This window comes from Candidatus Methanarcanum hacksteinii, assembly GCF_964305265.1.
Taxonomy (GTDB): Archaea; Thermoplasmatota; Thermoplasmata; order Methanomassiliicoccales; family Methanomethylophilaceae; genus Methanarcanum; species Methanarcanum hacksteinii.
Genome location: NZ_CAYATA010000001.1, coordinates 1 through 16,282, shown reverse-complemented (window position 1 = coordinate 16,282; position 16,282 = coordinate 1). Strand labels below are relative to the sequence as shown.

At 44.0% G+C, this 16,282-nt stretch carries 10 protein-coding genes; all 10 read left to right on the top strand.

Translation table 11 applies throughout. From position 1 onward, the window contains the following. Position 1: 1 nt before the first annotated feature. Entirely contained in the window at positions 2 to 1,384 is a 1,383-nt protein-coding gene (locus ACI2NF_RS00050; protein WP_400210900.1) for an ABC transporter substrate-binding protein, read from the top strand. Beyond that, complete coding sequence (locus ACI2NF_RS00045) at positions 1,381 to 3,246, top strand: outer membrane protein assembly factor BamB family protein (RefSeq protein ID WP_400210899.1); 1,866 nt, start codon at positions 1,381 to 1,383, stop codon at positions 3,244 to 3,246. Before ACI2NF_RS00050 ends, ACI2NF_RS00045 begins: the two co-directional genes overlap by 4 nt. Further along, a complete protein-coding gene (locus ACI2NF_RS00040) occupies positions 3,239 to 4,375 on the top strand; it encodes a FecCD family ABC transporter permease (RefSeq protein WP_400150218.1) in 1,137 nt (378 codons plus the stop codon). The genes ACI2NF_RS00045 and ACI2NF_RS00040 overlap by 8 nt, the downstream gene beginning before the upstream one ends. After that, on the top strand, positions 4,365 to 5,165 hold the full coding sequence (locus ACI2NF_RS00035) for an ABC transporter ATP-binding protein (RefSeq protein ID WP_400151049.1): 801 nt from the start codon (positions 4,365 to 4,367) through the stop codon (positions 5,163 to 5,165). Before ACI2NF_RS00040 ends, ACI2NF_RS00035 begins: the two co-directional genes overlap by 11 nt. 46 nt (positions 5,166 to 5,211) lie before the next feature. After that, a complete protein-coding gene (locus tag ACI2NF_RS00030; protein ID WP_400210898.1) occupies positions 5,212 to 6,414 on the top strand; it encodes a hypothetical protein in 1,203 nt (400 codons plus the stop codon). 90 nt (positions 6,415 to 6,504) lie between these two features. Then, positions 6,505 to 7,212, top strand: coding sequence for a hypothetical protein (locus ACI2NF_RS00025; RefSeq protein ID WP_400210897.1), 708 nt, complete (start codon positions 6,505 to 6,507; stop codon positions 7,210 to 7,212). Next, positions 7,203 to 7,784, top strand: a complete 582-nt coding sequence (locus tag ACI2NF_RS00020) for a DUF4443 domain-containing protein (RefSeq protein ID WP_400210896.1) — start codon at positions 7,203 to 7,205, stop codon at positions 7,782 to 7,784. Before ACI2NF_RS00025 ends, ACI2NF_RS00020 begins: the two co-directional genes overlap by 10 nt. Further along, a complete protein-coding gene (locus tag ACI2NF_RS00015) occupies positions 7,781 to 9,256 on the top strand; it encodes a leucine-rich repeat domain-containing protein (protein ID WP_400210895.1) in 1,476 nt (491 codons plus the stop codon). Before ACI2NF_RS00020 ends, ACI2NF_RS00015 begins: the two co-directional genes overlap by 4 nt. A gap of 465 nt (positions 9,257 to 9,721) precedes the next feature. Then, positions 9,722 to 10,831 carry a hypothetical protein gene (locus tag ACI2NF_RS00010; protein WP_400210894.1) on the top strand — a complete coding sequence of 370 codons (1,110 nt, stop codon included), beginning with the start codon at positions 9,722 to 9,724 and terminating at the stop codon, positions 10,829 to 10,831. A gap of 93 nt (positions 10,832 to 10,924) precedes the next feature. Further along, on the top strand, positions 10,925 to 16,282 hold a 5,358-nt coding region (locus tag ACI2NF_RS00005; RefSeq protein ID WP_400210893.1), incomplete at its 3' end, for a leucine-rich repeat protein.

Sequence of the window (16,282 nt, the reverse complement as noted above, 5' to 3'; positions counted from 1 at the left end):
CATGAATGCTACTGCGAAGAAGCTGACGATAACCGCTATCGTCGCAGTAGCGGTCATAATCCTAACTCCAGCGATGGGCCTTACGCAGGCCGAAGCGGATGATAGGAGCGGCGTGGTAATTGATTTCGGGTATTGGGATACGGTATGGATACCATTGGTATTCAACGGGATGGATGGTTACCAATTATTGGAGAAAGCGTGCGAGCTGAAAGGATATCCTCTCGTCTACCAAGATGATGAGCATACGATGGTGCATTCGATCAACGAACAATCTAACCTCCAAGGAAAGAGATGGGGGATGTACATCCTTGACGGAGGCGAATGGGTCCAATGCGATGATCCTAGATCGGTGACATTCGGTGAAGGGGACATAGTATCATGGGCCAGAGCATCAGGTCCGGATGATGTCATACTTGGTACGGATCAGACGGGATTCACATACTACAGTTACGCTGATTCGGGTCATTCATTGAAGACCGGTGAGAAGCTGAGGGTGGTGTCATTGGCACCCTCTGTGACAGAGACGATCTGTTCGATAGGCGGTTTGGAATATATCGTGGGTACGGATCTGTACAGCAACTATCCCGAAGGTATCGTGGAGAGGAAGGCCGAAGGCAAGATAAAGAACGTCGGAGGGTATTCCGATCCGAATTACGAATGGATAGTGAAGCTCGGACCGGATATCGTGTTCTGCGAAGGAGGTACCGGGGAGCATGTCGCTATGGCCGACAAGCTCAGGAAATCAGGGATAGATTGTGTGGTGACATACGATGTCACAAACATCGATCTCCTTTACGATAACATCTGGATGGTAGCATCTGCGATGGGATTGAGTGAGAATGCGAACAGCGTCATACAGGCATTCAGAGGAACGTTCGATGCCGTCTCCGGAGTAATAGGATATCAAGCATCCGTCAGGACATTCATCGCATTATCCGCAGATCCATCCCCATGGACATCCGGTAACAACACATTCGCTTCCAGCATAATATCGAAGGTATCGGGAACGAATGTCTTCGATTCACAATCTTCCTCATGGTTCATGGTCTCCAAGGAACAGATCCATGCCAAGCAACCTCAGGTGATGATCATCCTTCATAACAACGAGATAACCTCGCAGGAGGGGTACGAGAGGTTCTTGGAACGTATCGATCCTGTCTGGAGGGAAACGCCTGCATACAGGAACGGTAACATCTATGTTTTCACAGGTCAGGCCGCAGATCTATTATCGAGGCCTGGACCAAGATTGGCCCAGGCAGCCGAACTGTTGGGGAAGGCATTGCACCCTGAACAGTTCGAATACAGGGATCCGTTGGATACGATACCGAAGTTCCTCGGGAATGATTACAAGGATTATCTGAAGTATCAGAGAGGGATGATATGAGGAAGGTATTGCCGATAGCGATCCTATCCATACTCCTATTCACCATGGTGCCGATGATCCCAGTGGACGGTGCCGCATCGTCCGATGATTTGTTGGTGGATTTCGGTAACGGACAATACCAATGGTATGAGAACAAGGGAGGGTCAACATTCATCAGTGTTCTTGAGAGTTCGGTGGACGATCCCAACATAATCAAAGATATCAAGACAACGAAGACCGCTGATTGCGGATGGCATTGCTATCAGTGGGATGGCAGATGGGTGGATAAGGGGATCGATCTTAACACATCATGTTCAGGTCCGATAGCGTTCGGTTACTATCCCAATGGTTTCGCACCTGTATCGACACCGGAGTATCCGACATCATGGACCACATTGAGCGGTTCATCATCCTCAACGAATGTATCCGTATCCCATGGGCAGAAGGAACCTAAGATGCCTGTCGAGTGGTACAACACATATACCACAGGTTTCGTAGATTCTGGATTGGTGGTCGCAGGCAACATGCTCTATCATACGACCGGTGGAGTGTACGGAGCGACAGGAGGGGATGAGGATGCATGGGTGTACGCATTGGATAGGTTCACAGGAGGTATCGTTTGGAAATATCACGGCATCAAGGGTGCTGGTTATGAGGTCACTACACCTGTAATCGTTGGGGATTATCTCATCGTCACGTTCACCTGTGGTGATGTGATATGCTTCGATAGATTCACTGGTGAGATAAAGGATAAGATAGAGGTGAAAATCGATCCTCCGACCAATTCCTCAGGTAATGTGATCTGGGACGGGAGGGTATTCCAGACCGGAGGTACGACACCGGTATACGATTCTGGAAGGATATACTTCGGAACATCGCATGGACTCGTTATTTGTCTCAAATTATCGTCCGAAGGTAAGATGAGCATCGATTGGGAGTATGAACCGCCTTGCGAGGAGGATCCCTCTGGAAACTATATCGGTACGAGAGGATGTTTCTACTTCCATGCTCCCACGATAGCTAAGATCGACGGGAAGAGGATGCTTTTCATCGGAAGTTATGAGGGATTCGTGTACGCATTGAATGCGGATGATGGCAAGGAGGTATGGGTGAAGAGAGTCATCGATATGCGTGATGACAACAGGACGGCCCCAGGAACACCTGGTTCGGCCGCATCGACCTCCTTATCTCCGGATGGTTCCCATCTCCTTGTCGGTTGTACGGATGGGGCGTTGTTCTCGTTGGAGGGATTCCTTATCGCTTTGGATCCTAAGACTGGTGAGACATTACAGGTGGACGGGAAGGATTGGAAACTAAGTGCGTTGTTCACATCACCTGTGGTCACAGATAGTGGATTCTACACATACGTCTCGCCATTGTCATCAGGTTCCAAGAAATTCATGAAAGTCGACGGCAGTGAGATAGATGCTACCACTGCGATATACAAATTCGATTGGGATGGGAAGGTTGTCTGGAAATCACAGGACTATCAGATGATCAAAGGTGCACTCACATTGGATGCTGATGGCATACTCTACGGAACGGATTATTCCGCTGGAGCGTTCTGGCCCACAGGAGGTGGGCTGACAGCATGGGATTCATCCAATGGGGAGGAGATATGGAGGGTGTTACTCTCACCGTATTCGGAGGATTCATACTCCATGGTCCCGCCCACTGTCGTGGACGGGAGGATATACACTGGTAACGACTTCGGCGCAGTATACTGTCTTTCGAACATACAGGGCGAAGGTACCGAGGAGGAGAGGGTGCTTGCGTTGCAGACCGTTGGTTTCGCACACTGGTCCTGGTATCTGACGGAGATAGTCGTTGTGTTGTCTATAATCATATTTATTATACTATATAGGAGGACCATTAATGTCTAAGGAAGGGCTGTTCTCTCAATTGAAGAAGGGATATAGGGGATTGAGATCCGATATGGAGAGTAATCCAGATGAATCAGAGATAGAACTGAAGAAGAAGAGGTTCAGACTGATAGTGTTTTTTGGATTGTTCATGTCGATCATCGCATTCCTGATTTCGATATCGATATCTTCAGGTGGTGTGATCCCGTTGAGCGATGCCGTTGCCGCTTTGTTCTCATCGATCGGTAAATCGATCAGCGGAGATAGGAATCTCGATATGATCGAGTTATACATCTATAACGCAAGATTGCCAAGGACGATAGCATCCATCGCTGTCGGGGCAGGTCTTGCGATAGCAGGATGTATGTATCAAGCGATAATCAGGAACCCGTTGGTCGATCCTTACATCACAGGAGTATCATCTGGAGCAGGTTGTTTGGCCATGGCGGCCACCGCATTGGGTTTCAGCATACCCTTCCTTGCTGACAACACCCTCTACATCATCCCTGTCGTAGCGATCATCGGAGGTATCATCGCTTTCGCCATCACCATGACGGTAGCGGAAGGTGCTGGCGGTTCGCCTGTGAATTACATCTTGGCAGGAACCATAGTGGGATTCGCCTTCTCATCAGTACAGACGGTGTTCATGTCCATGGGGAAGGACAATCTGACGGATGTCATGTGGTGGTTGTACGGTTCATTCGCGAACATAACATGGGAGAATGCTTGGATCGTCTTCATCCCTGTGATAGGGATATCGATAATCTCCATGGTCTGGGCGAGAGAATTCAATCTTTATTCCATGGGAGAGGATCAGGCTGCGCAGCTCGGATTGAATGTCAAGATGTTCAAGAGGGTTACCATGATCATTGCTTCAGTATTGACCTCCTTATGTGTGGCATTTGTTGGTATCATAGGATTCGTCGGTCTGGTCGTACCGCATGCGTGCCGTATGGCATTGGGAAGCGATCACCGTTTGATAATGCCTGCATCCATAGTGATCGGTGCAATGCTGATGTTGTTCGCTGATCTTGTCGCAAGGACTGTGATGTCCCCTGCGGAACTTCCTGTAGGGGCGATCACTGCTATGATCGGAACCCCAGTGTTCGCTTATATGCTCATGAAGAGGGGGCGCAATTATGACGGATGATGATCCTGTCCTCAAGATCAAAGGCTTGGTCAAGGATTTTGACGGTTTCAAGGCCCTTCAAGGGATAGATCTAGAGTTCGGTAAAGGATTGTTGATAGGATTGATAGGGCCGAATGGATGCGGCAAGTCCACCATGATGAAGTGCATCTCCAAGATACACCCTCAGACAGAAGGAACGATCGAGATCGACGGGAAGGATGTTTCTACGATGAAGGCCGCGGAAGTGGCGAAGCTCGTTGCCAATGTTCCTGCAGAGACGGGACAGACATTCGGTATCAGTGTGATGGACATGGTAATGCTCGGAAGGTATCCCTTCGTCGATAAGATATGGTGGGAGAATCCAGAGGATGAACGCATAACGAGGGAAGCTTTGAGGACTTTCGGCATAGATCATCTGAGAAGGAAACAGGTCGCTTTATGTTCTTCGGGAGAGAGACAACGCGCACTCATCGCAAAGGCGTATGTTCAGGAACCTAAGCTGATGCTTGTCGATGAACCCACATCCCATTTGGATATGAAATACAAGCTTCAGGTGATGGAATACCTCCAGAAGATGGCGAGATCCGATATGACCGTCATGGTGGCTGAGCATGATATCTCCTTGATGGCAAGATATTGCGAGGTTTGTGTCATAATGAAGAAGGGACAGATCGTCGCTGTCGGTGATCCTAAGGAGATCATCACAGAACAATTGATCAAGGATGTGTACGAGGTCGAAGCGAGGGTCGGTTTCGATGCTGATGGGGAGATCTACGTTCTTCCCAAGAGGTATGTTGAAGGTACCCTTTGATAATGAATGATGATGGATTATACATCCAATTATAATGTTACTGAAGATGATGCCGAACTGTCGCAATGAGGGAAGGTCACCCGATTCATGGAAGGGGAAGAGATTACGTTGTTTTAAATGCGGTCATCAATGGATATCACGTTCAGACGAGAGGCCTTTGATCTGTCCGGAATGTCGTTCACGCCGTTATGATGTTCCTTCCGATGAAAATAGTTGTACTGAATGCAATTATCAGGCATCGGATGATGCCGAGGAATTCCATTGCAACCAATGCAATCACGTTTGGATATCCCGCATTTCGGATGAACCGCTGAAATGCCCAAGATGTAAGTCAAGGAACTGGAAAGGTGCGAAACTCCCGCAGTTCACTTGCCGTAAATGCGGTCATGTGTGGAGGAGTAAGATAGAACATCCAGATAGGTGTCCATCATGCAGGTCGAAGACATGGGATAAGGATACGTTCAAACTCAAATGCTTCAGATGCGGCCATAAATGGATAATGAATAATGGTGCAAGTCCTGACTCCGTCAGGACATGCCCTTCATGCAGATCAACTAAATGGAATGAGCTCCCAGTCATCAAGGAATGCTTCAGATGCGGTAGGCCATTCATATTATCCAAGAGGAATACGAAATGTCCTGAATGCAGAGGGGAAGAGAGCAGGACATACAGATGCGGATTCTGCGGGATGGAATGGGTTTCATCCGCGGATGGGGCCAAGGTCTGTCCAGAATGCGGATTGGTATTGTCGGAGAAGGGCAATTCCGAAAAATTGACAGAACTCTGGGAGAATGATAGTAAGAGATTGAACTATCTCTTCAAGGACGGTATAGGTTGCATATACCTCTGGGATGGGCCATACCCCGTATCGTGCAGATATCTGAACGAGGTCCTGGAAGAATCCGCGATGAGTTTCTCATCATGGATAAAGCATGCGATGTCCGAGAGATACGCGAAGTTCTGGAATGGTGTGATCGATGATATGATCTCTCACAAGGACGATTATAAGGAGAACATCCCGTATCTCAAAGGACGGCTAGGGTTGGATGAGGATGTTGCAGAGATCTTGGCGTTGCATTTCACAGGAATGAGTCCCGAGGTGATATCTGTTAGATCCAATAGAACGCTAAAGGACATCAGGATGGAATTCACCAAGATACAAGAGGCCTATAATAAGAGCGGAATCGTCGTCAACGATTCTGTATACACCGAAGATCCGGTCTCTTCATACGAAGAGGAGAAGGAGTAATATTACATCAAATTACATTTTGGACAGATAACCTATATAGTTACATCACGCGTTGGATGTATCATCCATTAACACAACGGGGGTGACGGGATGATAGATGAGAGTGACTATCAGATAGGGATGAAGCGCCTAGAACGCATTATAAAGCAGAATCGTAGCTCCAAAGGCATCGATGATAGCGGTATGATGAATGAGTGTAAGTTGTGCGGTTACGTATGGAACACAAGAAAAGGCGAGAACAATTCCAAACTCTGTCCATCCTGTAGATCATCGTTATGGGATCGCAGTGATGTACGCGAGGTCAGATGCAACAGATGCGGACACGCATGGATCACCGCCAAGAAGAATCCTCCCAAATGCCCAGACTGCGGAAGCAAGAGATGGGAAGCAGAAACCATAACGATCATCTGTAACAAATGCGGGATGCGTTGGGATGACCAGATGAGGGAAGGCAGACCGATCGTCTGTCACGTCTGCGGGGAATTGGGTCCAGATGATTACATATTCGGCAGAGCTCGCAAAGGTACACTGAAGGATGTGACCAAGAACAGAACATCATTGATGAACAAGGATGTTCTGATAGAGATGTGGAGCAATGATGACGATCTTTTCAGAGAGGTCACATTAAGGAATAACGGATTCTCTCCCGAACAAGCTACGGTCATAGTAAGATTCGACCGCGGGATACCTGTGCCGACCATAGCATCCGATGTCTCCATGTCCGTTTCTCAGGTGATGAACATCATACTGCCGTACATGGCCATTTGCGAATCGTTGGGGGTGGAGTCATGGAGTTGATCGATGGTAACAACTATGGTCCGATGACGAGGTACTCCGACGCGCACATATTCCTCGTGATGGATGCTTTAGAGTGGAACAAACGCATGAGCAGGAAAGGTCTCGTGGACGAGACCGGGCTCGGAGAAGGAAGCATCAGAGGTATGCTGAAGGTCCTGAAGGATTGGAAATGGATAGAGGTGAAGCAGACCGGCGTCAGCATCACGGAGTTCGGAAGGAAGAGTTTCCATGGATTCGGTATGAGATATGTCGACATCTTCAACGATAAATATGCCGTGGGGAAATATCAACAGGGCATAATGGTCGAAGGTGTCGCAGATAAGGTCACCAATGGGATGGCCCAGAGGGACATCGCGATAAGGAACGGTGCGGAAGGTGCTGTTATATTCGTCATGAGGGATGGCAGGATAATATTCCCTAAGGATTGGGATATCGATGAGAGGGATCCCAGATTTGCGAAGAAGATAAGGGACACGGGGATGAAGGAAGGGGATGCGTTGGTCATTGTGGATTCCAATGATGCCGATGTGGCGAGAGCCGTGGCCGCAGCTGTTGGATTAGTGATGAGATGAGAAGATGGATCGTAGTAGTCTCTTTATTGATCCTATTCTCTTGTTTATTGATCTCCGATGCCGATGCATCAGAGATGGGTTTCGATGACGCTATCTATGGATATAAGACTCATGGGAGCGGACATCCGGATTACTATTGCGTCATAACATCGGTGACTTCGAATGAAGCAATATTGCATCTTCCTTCTGTGTTGGAAGGGTATGATGTGAGATCATATTCCGATGGAGCATTCGACGGATGTTCTTCGAGCACATTGATCGTTCCGAAGAATCTGAGGGCGATAGAGGATGGAGCATTCTCTGGTTGCGAATCATTGAAGAACATCTATTTCATGGGCGATCGTCCCGTCATGGGGGATGTTGTACCGAAGGATGTTGTGATACATACGATGCCCAGCACCACTGGATGGACGAATACAGAGATCATTGAAATGGTGACATCAAATGGCATCGATTATGCATTGCTACCGGACGGTGCTGCGGTAATTGGCGGGAAACCAACCGATGGTATCATCTCCATCAGGAACGAAGTGAATGGTAACAAGGTCGTGAGGATCGATGATTATGCGTTCGCAGGTACCATGATGGATGATGGGAATGTGAAAAGAAGATCGGATATCAAAACTGTCGTGACCAATGACGGATTGCAGATCATCGGCAAGAGAGCATTCTATTACAATGATCTAACAGAGATAAGGATAAGCGATTCCGTGGAGGAGATACAGGATGAGGCCTTCCGTGCGTGTTACAATCTCAATGGAGTGAGTTTCTCCGATAATGTACATCATATCGGATTCGAGACATTCCGCGATTGTCATTCGATAATGGGATTGACGATACCGAAGACTGTAAGATATGTTGGGGATGGAGCATTCTACATCTGCGATTCATTGGAATCGTTGAATGTTGACACCGACATCAGTCCGCGTATGTTTGGATATTGTACCTCACTGAGGGAGTTGACATTGGGCGATTCTGTGAATGATATAGGTCATTCAGCGTTCTATCAGTGCGAATCATTGGAATCCGTGAGGATCCCTGAAAAAGTGAAGGATATCGGCAAGGAGGCCTTCCGTGATTGTGTTTCGTTGAAGAAGATGGATCTGAAGAATGTCGAGAACATTGGAAGGATGGCGTTCAGAGGATGCGAGTCGTTGAGGGTTATGAGCATACCTTCCACAGTATCTATGATCGAAGGTTATGCGTTCGCAGATTGTATCTCTTTGAGGAGTATCGATGCGTATGGTATGGCCCCTAAAGGGGATGATACCGTGTTCTTGAACGTGGATGCTGTGATCCATTGCAAAGGAGATGCTGTGGATTCATGGGAATCATCTGAATTCGGCCTAGAGGTCGTGGGGGATCTGGATGGAAGTGGAAATGCTATCGTTTCTCTTGCAATCGTTGGTATGGTGGCGTTATCGATCCTCATTGTCATCGTGCTTATCATGCAGAATAAGGGAAAGGCATGATGAGCGTCCTTTCCTTTCATTCGAATCTATTTTTCAAATGATATTGCGTTCAAAATCAATCAATTCCTTTTGATTTTGCTTCAAAAAATGAGAAATGTTGTAATTTTCACCACATTTTTCGCCAGCAGAAACGGCTTCGATTTTTACAAAAAGTTGAAAAATTCGTTGAATTGGAGCAATAATCCAACTAATTAAATGTCTGAAATAAGACACCTATGTTAGACGGTTATTTTAAGACAGAAAAAATGCACGGACTTTTATATTCCATGGAAGCGCGTATTATAATCAGGCTTTCTTAGGACAAAAGCACTCCAAAGTATTGTCTTGTAAGGATGTTAGTGCCGAGAGATCGGTCGCCCTTCCAAGGCATGTATGTTTGTGCGCCAAATGAAAGCCGAGGATACTTCGTCGATCACAAGAGGTCGATATGTATCAAAAACTACACCTAAAAAAGGGGTAATAAGTATGAGGCAAGAGAATAAAATTTTCGCTATTGCAGCAGCAGTCATGATGTTGGCTGTTGTTGGAATCGCGATAGTCGGCGCATCTGATAATTCAGATGCAACTGTGGCGCAGACAGGGAAGATGGATGTCTTCTTCTACAACGGAACATCGTGGAGTCACGATTTGAACATAACTGCATATGATGGAAGCCAGGCATTGCAGGCCTCAAATCTTACAGTTACGTTCACAAACAGTTCATTAGCAACCACAACAACATCTAACACAAGTCAAACAATTGGTATATACAGCCAACAGTATCAACAGACATATAACTATCCAAATCCAGAATATGGACAGTTCAAAACAATCAACAATGTTGGAAATGCAGCAAATGATTGGTCCGTTTTCATAAACATCGGCAATGCTACAAACCCGAATTGGGTGAAGACTGGTGTAACAGTTGGATGGCTTAAGCCGTTCGAGGATTATGCGCCTGTAGTTGATTCAGCTACAAATGGAACCTCTTGTGCGACAGCCAACATGGCAATTGTTTATGGAACGAGTATGCCTACAGGACAAAACGAGATCAATAGCTACATAACAAGCAACAACATTGTTCTTCAGAACCGTCAGCAGATATCCCAATCACAAGGTTCTGTTTATGAATACAAATTCACACTTCAAGCAAACATATCATATGGCATCAGCATTGCAGACAAGAATGTGATAACATATAGCAATGGAACGTATGGGACAGGAGTTCTGAACGCGACATCGCTTAACAGTGGGATTACCATCGTCGGCTATGGATCGGATGCAAATCTTGCATTGAAACAGGCACTTGCCACGTACTACTCCTATCAGAATGTTGCACCTTCTGTGCCTAATTCATCTGGTTCATTCGACTATTACAGTTGGATGTTGTCCATGTGTGGAAAGAGCGATTCATACAATGCTTCAACAAATTCATGGGACTATTGGTACACATACTACAGCCAATACAACGAAGATGAAGACAAATACGTGGATGTAGCATTTGATTACAGCCTTGGCTATTATTCACATTTCACAGGTGGGTATTACGAGGCACCGGACATAATCTGTATGACCTATTCCTCGTACAACTACTGACAAGAAAAACATACTGGGCTACGGCCCAGTTCCTTCCTTTGAAGGGCCGAGGAGGATGACAATAAGGTGCATCTGTCAATGTGAGGGCCCTTTTTGGCAGGGGGTATTATGCGTTCATTTTTAAAAAAAATCAATCTGAAAGAAAATCATACATTTGTAGTTTTCTTTTTCGTTGTGTTGTTTCTTTTAGTTATTGCATTCGGGACGTTATCCTTTATTGATGGAGGTACATCCGGCGAGTATCAATACAATAAGGAGTATGTAGCAGACCAGTGTGATGGTGATAAATTTCAATATGTATTCAAATTGAATACGGATGGCAATTCTACGATTACCATTACAGGCATTACTACAAGTGGTGATGTCGACAATCTTTCTATACCAAAAACTTTGAATATCGGTGAAGAACAGTTCACTGTGACTCAAATAGGATCTAATGCATTCAATTGGATGGTAAAGAGGTATAGTATCAAAGGTAATCTTGAGATACCAGATACTGTACATGTGATCGGGCCGTCTGCATTTAAAAGACAAGTTTATCTAGAAAATATTTCATTCATCGGAGAATCGCAATTAAAGGAAATCGGTTCGGAAGCTTTTGCAGAGATAACACAATTCAATAATGACAGAGAACTAATTGTGAATATACCTAAAACTGTTGAAAACATTGGCAGTTATTCTTTCTCTAAATTTGGTGCAGATGCAGACAACATAACTAGTGCTATGAAACGGGGGTCCATAAAAATCAATTTATCCAAAGATGTTGCTTTAAAAACAATTGGAAATTTTGCATTCAGCGGACAATCAGGTTCAATTTACATACCGTCAACCGTTGAATCGATAGGGTATGCGGCTTTTAGTTCAGGCATAGATATAGAGATATCTCCCCAGAACAATTTTTATGATATTAAAGATGGGGGCCTATACACTAAAGATGGGCTATCAATCATTGCTGGAATTTATTGTGGGTCAGAAACTTTAACAATAAAAGCAGGTACGCAAAACATAGGGGCTTATTGTTTCTTCGAAATTAATTACAATTCAGGCAACCGTTCTGAATTTGTCACAACAAAGAAAATCATAGTTCCTGATTCTGTAGCATCTATTGAGACTTATGCGTTCACGTATACGAATAACGGGGTTCGCGATGAACTATGTGTTGAATTAAATATAGATTCAATATCAGATTATTCATTTGCCCAATCAGATATATCGTCTGTTTCTATTCCAAGTTCGGTAACGTACATAGGGGCATATTCTTTCTGTGATTCCTTGATAGAACAGGTCATCATTCAAAATGATTCATTACTGGAGGTCATATCAGATTATGCTTTCAAAGGATGTAAAAATTTGACATTTTTCCAAATCAATGGTTTATCAGAGAAAAATGAAGGGCTGAGTATCGGCACACATGCATTCACACGCTCCGATGGAAGTGTTGAGTTAGATCCATTAAAATTTGAATTTAAGGAAAACACCAGGATAATAAAAATTGGCAATTATGCGATGTGTACATCAGAAATAAAACAGTTTGGAGACACAGATGGGCGCATCACAATCCCTTCTTCTGTCAGGACTTTGGGAGAAGGGGCATTCATAGGAAAACTTGGTAACAGAGAGACATCTGCTAACGTTTTAGAAGGAAAAAATTATGTTAATGGAATAGGCAGAAATAAGCACATTGCGGAGATATTATTTGAGGCAAATAATAACATCAATGAGATCCCTCTTGCTTGTTTTGCTGGATATGGAGATGTCATGGGGCCATTTGAGAGTACTGGTGAAAATAAATACTCATACAGGGTTGGTACGGTTACCAAAATCGATATTTCTGGATTAACGAGTTTGTCAAAAATTTCGGATTATGCTTTTCAATATGTCTATATGGAATTAGGGGCCGAGTTAAAATTACCAGATAGTTTGTCTTTTATAGGCGCATCTTGTTTTTATGAGTGTTATTTCCCTAATGATTATGTTTTACCTCAATCAATCAAAGAAATAGGAGATTATGCATTTTACCTTATATATTCTGGTCAGCAGGATAAACAATTCTCAGTTGCGGACAAGAGCAGTTTAATAAGTGTAGGGGATAGTGCTTTCAATACATGGTTCGATGTTGATCTGTCGAACGCAACAAAGTTGGAATCAATGGGTGAGTTGTGCAAAAACGATACGACATATACGCTTCCCCATGGCGTCATAGACATTGATCTCAGGAAATATTTGGAATACGCGGGCGAAGAAAAAGGTAAAAAAAGAATTAATGGTGGGGCATTTCTTAACAAATATTCGTCGAATTTGACTGTTAATGAACATATCGATTTCATTACAAGGGATGTGCTGAATGGCGCAATCGATTCTATTGAAATACAATCAACATGGTTGAATGTAGATAGTACTGGAAAAATATTGTATACAGAACATGATGGACAAAAATCCATTCAAAAAGTATTGTCTGATGCAGATCAATTGAGTTTAAATGAATATTCTGTACTCATGCCTTACGCAATCGTCGGTTGTAACAAATTAACAGAATTGAATATACCTCAGAGTTTAGCGATACGTAACGATTCTTTATTTGGCGCTTCAACTTTGACGTCAATTTATGTAAAGGAACCCACGGAGGCTGAGATTCAGTATTTAAAACAATCTGGTTTGATAACTTGCATCGAAGGGGATTTGTTTGGACTGGAGGGCAACAACCTTTACAAGCAACATGATGTTTCCGAAAACAATATCTATCTGCCAACATTAATATCGGGCTTGAGACCTACATATCAACTTGGATACTCTGATGGAACATTCACGATTCAATTTGTTATTGACGGCGGTTATAGCTACTTGGATGTAATAGTATCTAATGTCGATGGTTCTGAAATACCATATGACGATGGGTATCATGTTGCACCATCTAAACTGGTAAAAATTACTACAAAGGATCGTATCAATGTTGAAACATATAATGTAACTTTTGATAGTGACGGAGGTTACTTTTCACCAGGTTTATTCGAATACAAGGTAAATGTTCCTAAAGGGATGTCTATAATCGATAAGGAAAAGCCCAACTCTATTCCAAAGAAAGACAGATGTACATTTCTGGGATGGTCATTGGATGGAACACCGTATTCATTCTCTACCAAAGTTACCAACGATATTACATTGAAGGCACTATGGTCCGAACAATCTAGTAAAGTTCGTATCGAATATAGCACATTGGATGGCGAGATTAGTTGTAATATTCCATCTGGATCAGAAGTAGAAATTGGCACTGAATTGTCATTTTCAGTGAAATTAAGTTACGGACATGAGGTCCCTGTGTGGGTGTGTGAGAAGAACGGTTTCGTTTCTAAAACTGTTGGAAGTACATTCAATGTCACCATGGATTGTGATGTATATTTGTCCGTCGTGAGCAGAAATGTGGCCCAGAGTGGAGCTGGAGCATCAATACCCTACATTGTATCATCTGGATTGCCATCCGCGGATGATATTCAAAGATTGGTGAAGGTCGTTTCTATCGGAGGCGGGGTTTCTGATGCCACGAGTATGGTATGGAAAGGACAATCCAGCGTGCCACTAGTTGTTGGAGATTATCTGTATGTCAGAATAGGGACACAATTAATGAAGATAGAGGTGGACACTGGTCTTGTGATAAAGTCCGTCTCATCTGTAGAGGTGTCTGCATTTTATTATTACATAACATATGGAAACGGAGTGATCATAGACAACAATGCGTTTGTAGCATACGATCTTGATTTGAATCAGATTTATTGTATTCCAGAGATAATTAAGAATACTAGTTATCAAAATCAGATAAGTTATTATGGCGGCTATTTCTACTTCCCATATGGTTCGGGATTGTACAGATTCTCAGCTATTGATGAGAATGAAGACATCAAGGACGAGATGAAAAATCTTGAATTGTGCTGTTCACTTAACATTGATGGCGGAAGTTGGTCATTATATGGGAGCCCTGTTATGGCAGGGAACCACTTGTATTATGCTATAACTGCTGGTTATGATAGGGGCTTGTTGGCGTTTGATACAATAACAAAAGAAACTAACACTGTAATTTTGAACGGCATCAATAAACAACTCCTGGATGACGCATGGCTTACATATTCTGATGGAAAACTGTATCTTACAGCTTATTCGTCCGGTCTGTTTGGAGCTAAGGCTTCTAGTAATGCAAATCAGATAGTATGTGTAGAAGTGAATGGATGTATTTTCTCATCACCGACGTATACGTCTGTTACTGACGGCGGAACAGCTGCAATGACCAATCTGGCAATATACAGGGGCAGAGGATATCTCGTGAATGGTTCCGAACTCTTGGTATATAACATGTCGGACATGAGCTTGATTTACAAGGAAAGATCAGCATTCAATCATGGCGGTATCGTTCTTGACACTAGTCGTGCTACAGAAGGTAATGGGTGGGAGGTAAGTATCTATGTTATACCTTACGATCTTCGTGGAGGCGTGATGGTTCATACAGACAATCAAGCAAAAAATCTCTCAGGAATGGCTGTATGGAACAAATCCATCCCATCAGATAAACAATACTGTTCACAAGCGATACGCACTGGTTCGGAAGGACAGATGATATGGACTAATGATACTGGCCTAGTATTCATATACACTTTGCCCGAGAAGAATAACTATTATTTCTTCTTAGAGAATGGCGATAGGGCAGGTTGGTATCGTTCGACAGGATCTTCAGCATTCGATGCTCTTAGTAAGCTTGATCCCAGTATTGTTTCATTAAATGATGATGTAAAGGTCCCTGTATCATTATTCGGCGAAGGTGGTAGTTACAACATATTCATGTTTAATGGAACATTGAAGGATGGGATGTGGAAAAACATCGACAACTTTATAGATACATCCAATGACACGTATCATTACTATGTGATTACCAAATCAAATGGAGTTTCTGCATCGCATTGGACATATGATTCGGGCGAGTCAATTGGATATTATACTTTCCAACCTAATGTTGGCGATCGTACAGTAATAGGTAAGGCATTGGTTCGTATTGATCCAATTGTTATAACCAATTTTGAAGAATCCGTAACAATTGCTATCGGGGGTACACATAAATTAGAGCCCAATTATTCTAGACAACCAATCGTTATACAGTGGCATTCAAGTAATGAACAGGTGGCAACTGTCGAAAGCGGCGTTATACGTGGGTTGACAGAAGGTACGGCAACGATAACGATGTACGCCGACTCTTCTGAGAAGACTTGTCTGGTAAAGGTTGTTAAGGAAATAGTCGAAGTATCATATGTTTATGATGATCTCAATAATGATGTCGATACACTGACGGTGCCCGTCGGAGACTACACGGTGGCCGAACCTCGCGAGGCGATGGTCGCTTCCAAGTTGGCAGAGGGGTATGCTTTCATGGGCTGGTACACATCCAAGGATCTCACTGGCGATGTCGTCAAG

Coding starts and splice junctions, on each gene's coding strand:
- ACI2NF_RS00025 (WP_400210897.1), top strand. CDS start 6,505: ATGATAGATGAGAGTGACTATCAGATAGGGATGAAGCGCCTAGAACGC.
- ACI2NF_RS00020 (WP_400210896.1), top strand. CDS start 7,203: ATGGAGTTGATCGATGGTAACAACTATGGTCCGATGACGAGGTACTCC.
- ACI2NF_RS00040 (WP_400150218.1), top strand. CDS start 3,239: ATGTCTAAGGAAGGGCTGTTCTCTCAATTGAAGAAGGGATATAGGGGA.
- ACI2NF_RS00050 (WP_400210900.1), top strand. CDS start 2: ATGAATGCTACTGCGAAGAAGCTGACGATAACCGCTATCGTCGCAGTA.
- ACI2NF_RS00010 (WP_400210894.1), top strand. CDS start 9,722: ATGAGGCAAGAGAATAAAATTTTCGCTATTGCAGCAGCAGTCATGATG.
- ACI2NF_RS00030 (WP_400210898.1), top strand. CDS start 5,212: ATGATGCCGAACTGTCGCAATGAGGGAAGGTCACCCGATTCATGGAAG.
- ACI2NF_RS00015 (WP_400210895.1), top strand. CDS start 7,781: ATGAGAAGATGGATCGTAGTAGTCTCTTTATTGATCCTATTCTCTTGT.
- ACI2NF_RS00045 (WP_400210899.1), top strand. CDS start 1,381: ATGAGGAAGGTATTGCCGATAGCGATCCTATCCATACTCCTATTCACC.
- ACI2NF_RS00035 (WP_400151049.1), top strand. CDS start 4,365: ATGACGGATGATGATCCTGTCCTCAAGATCAAAGGCTTGGTCAAGGAT.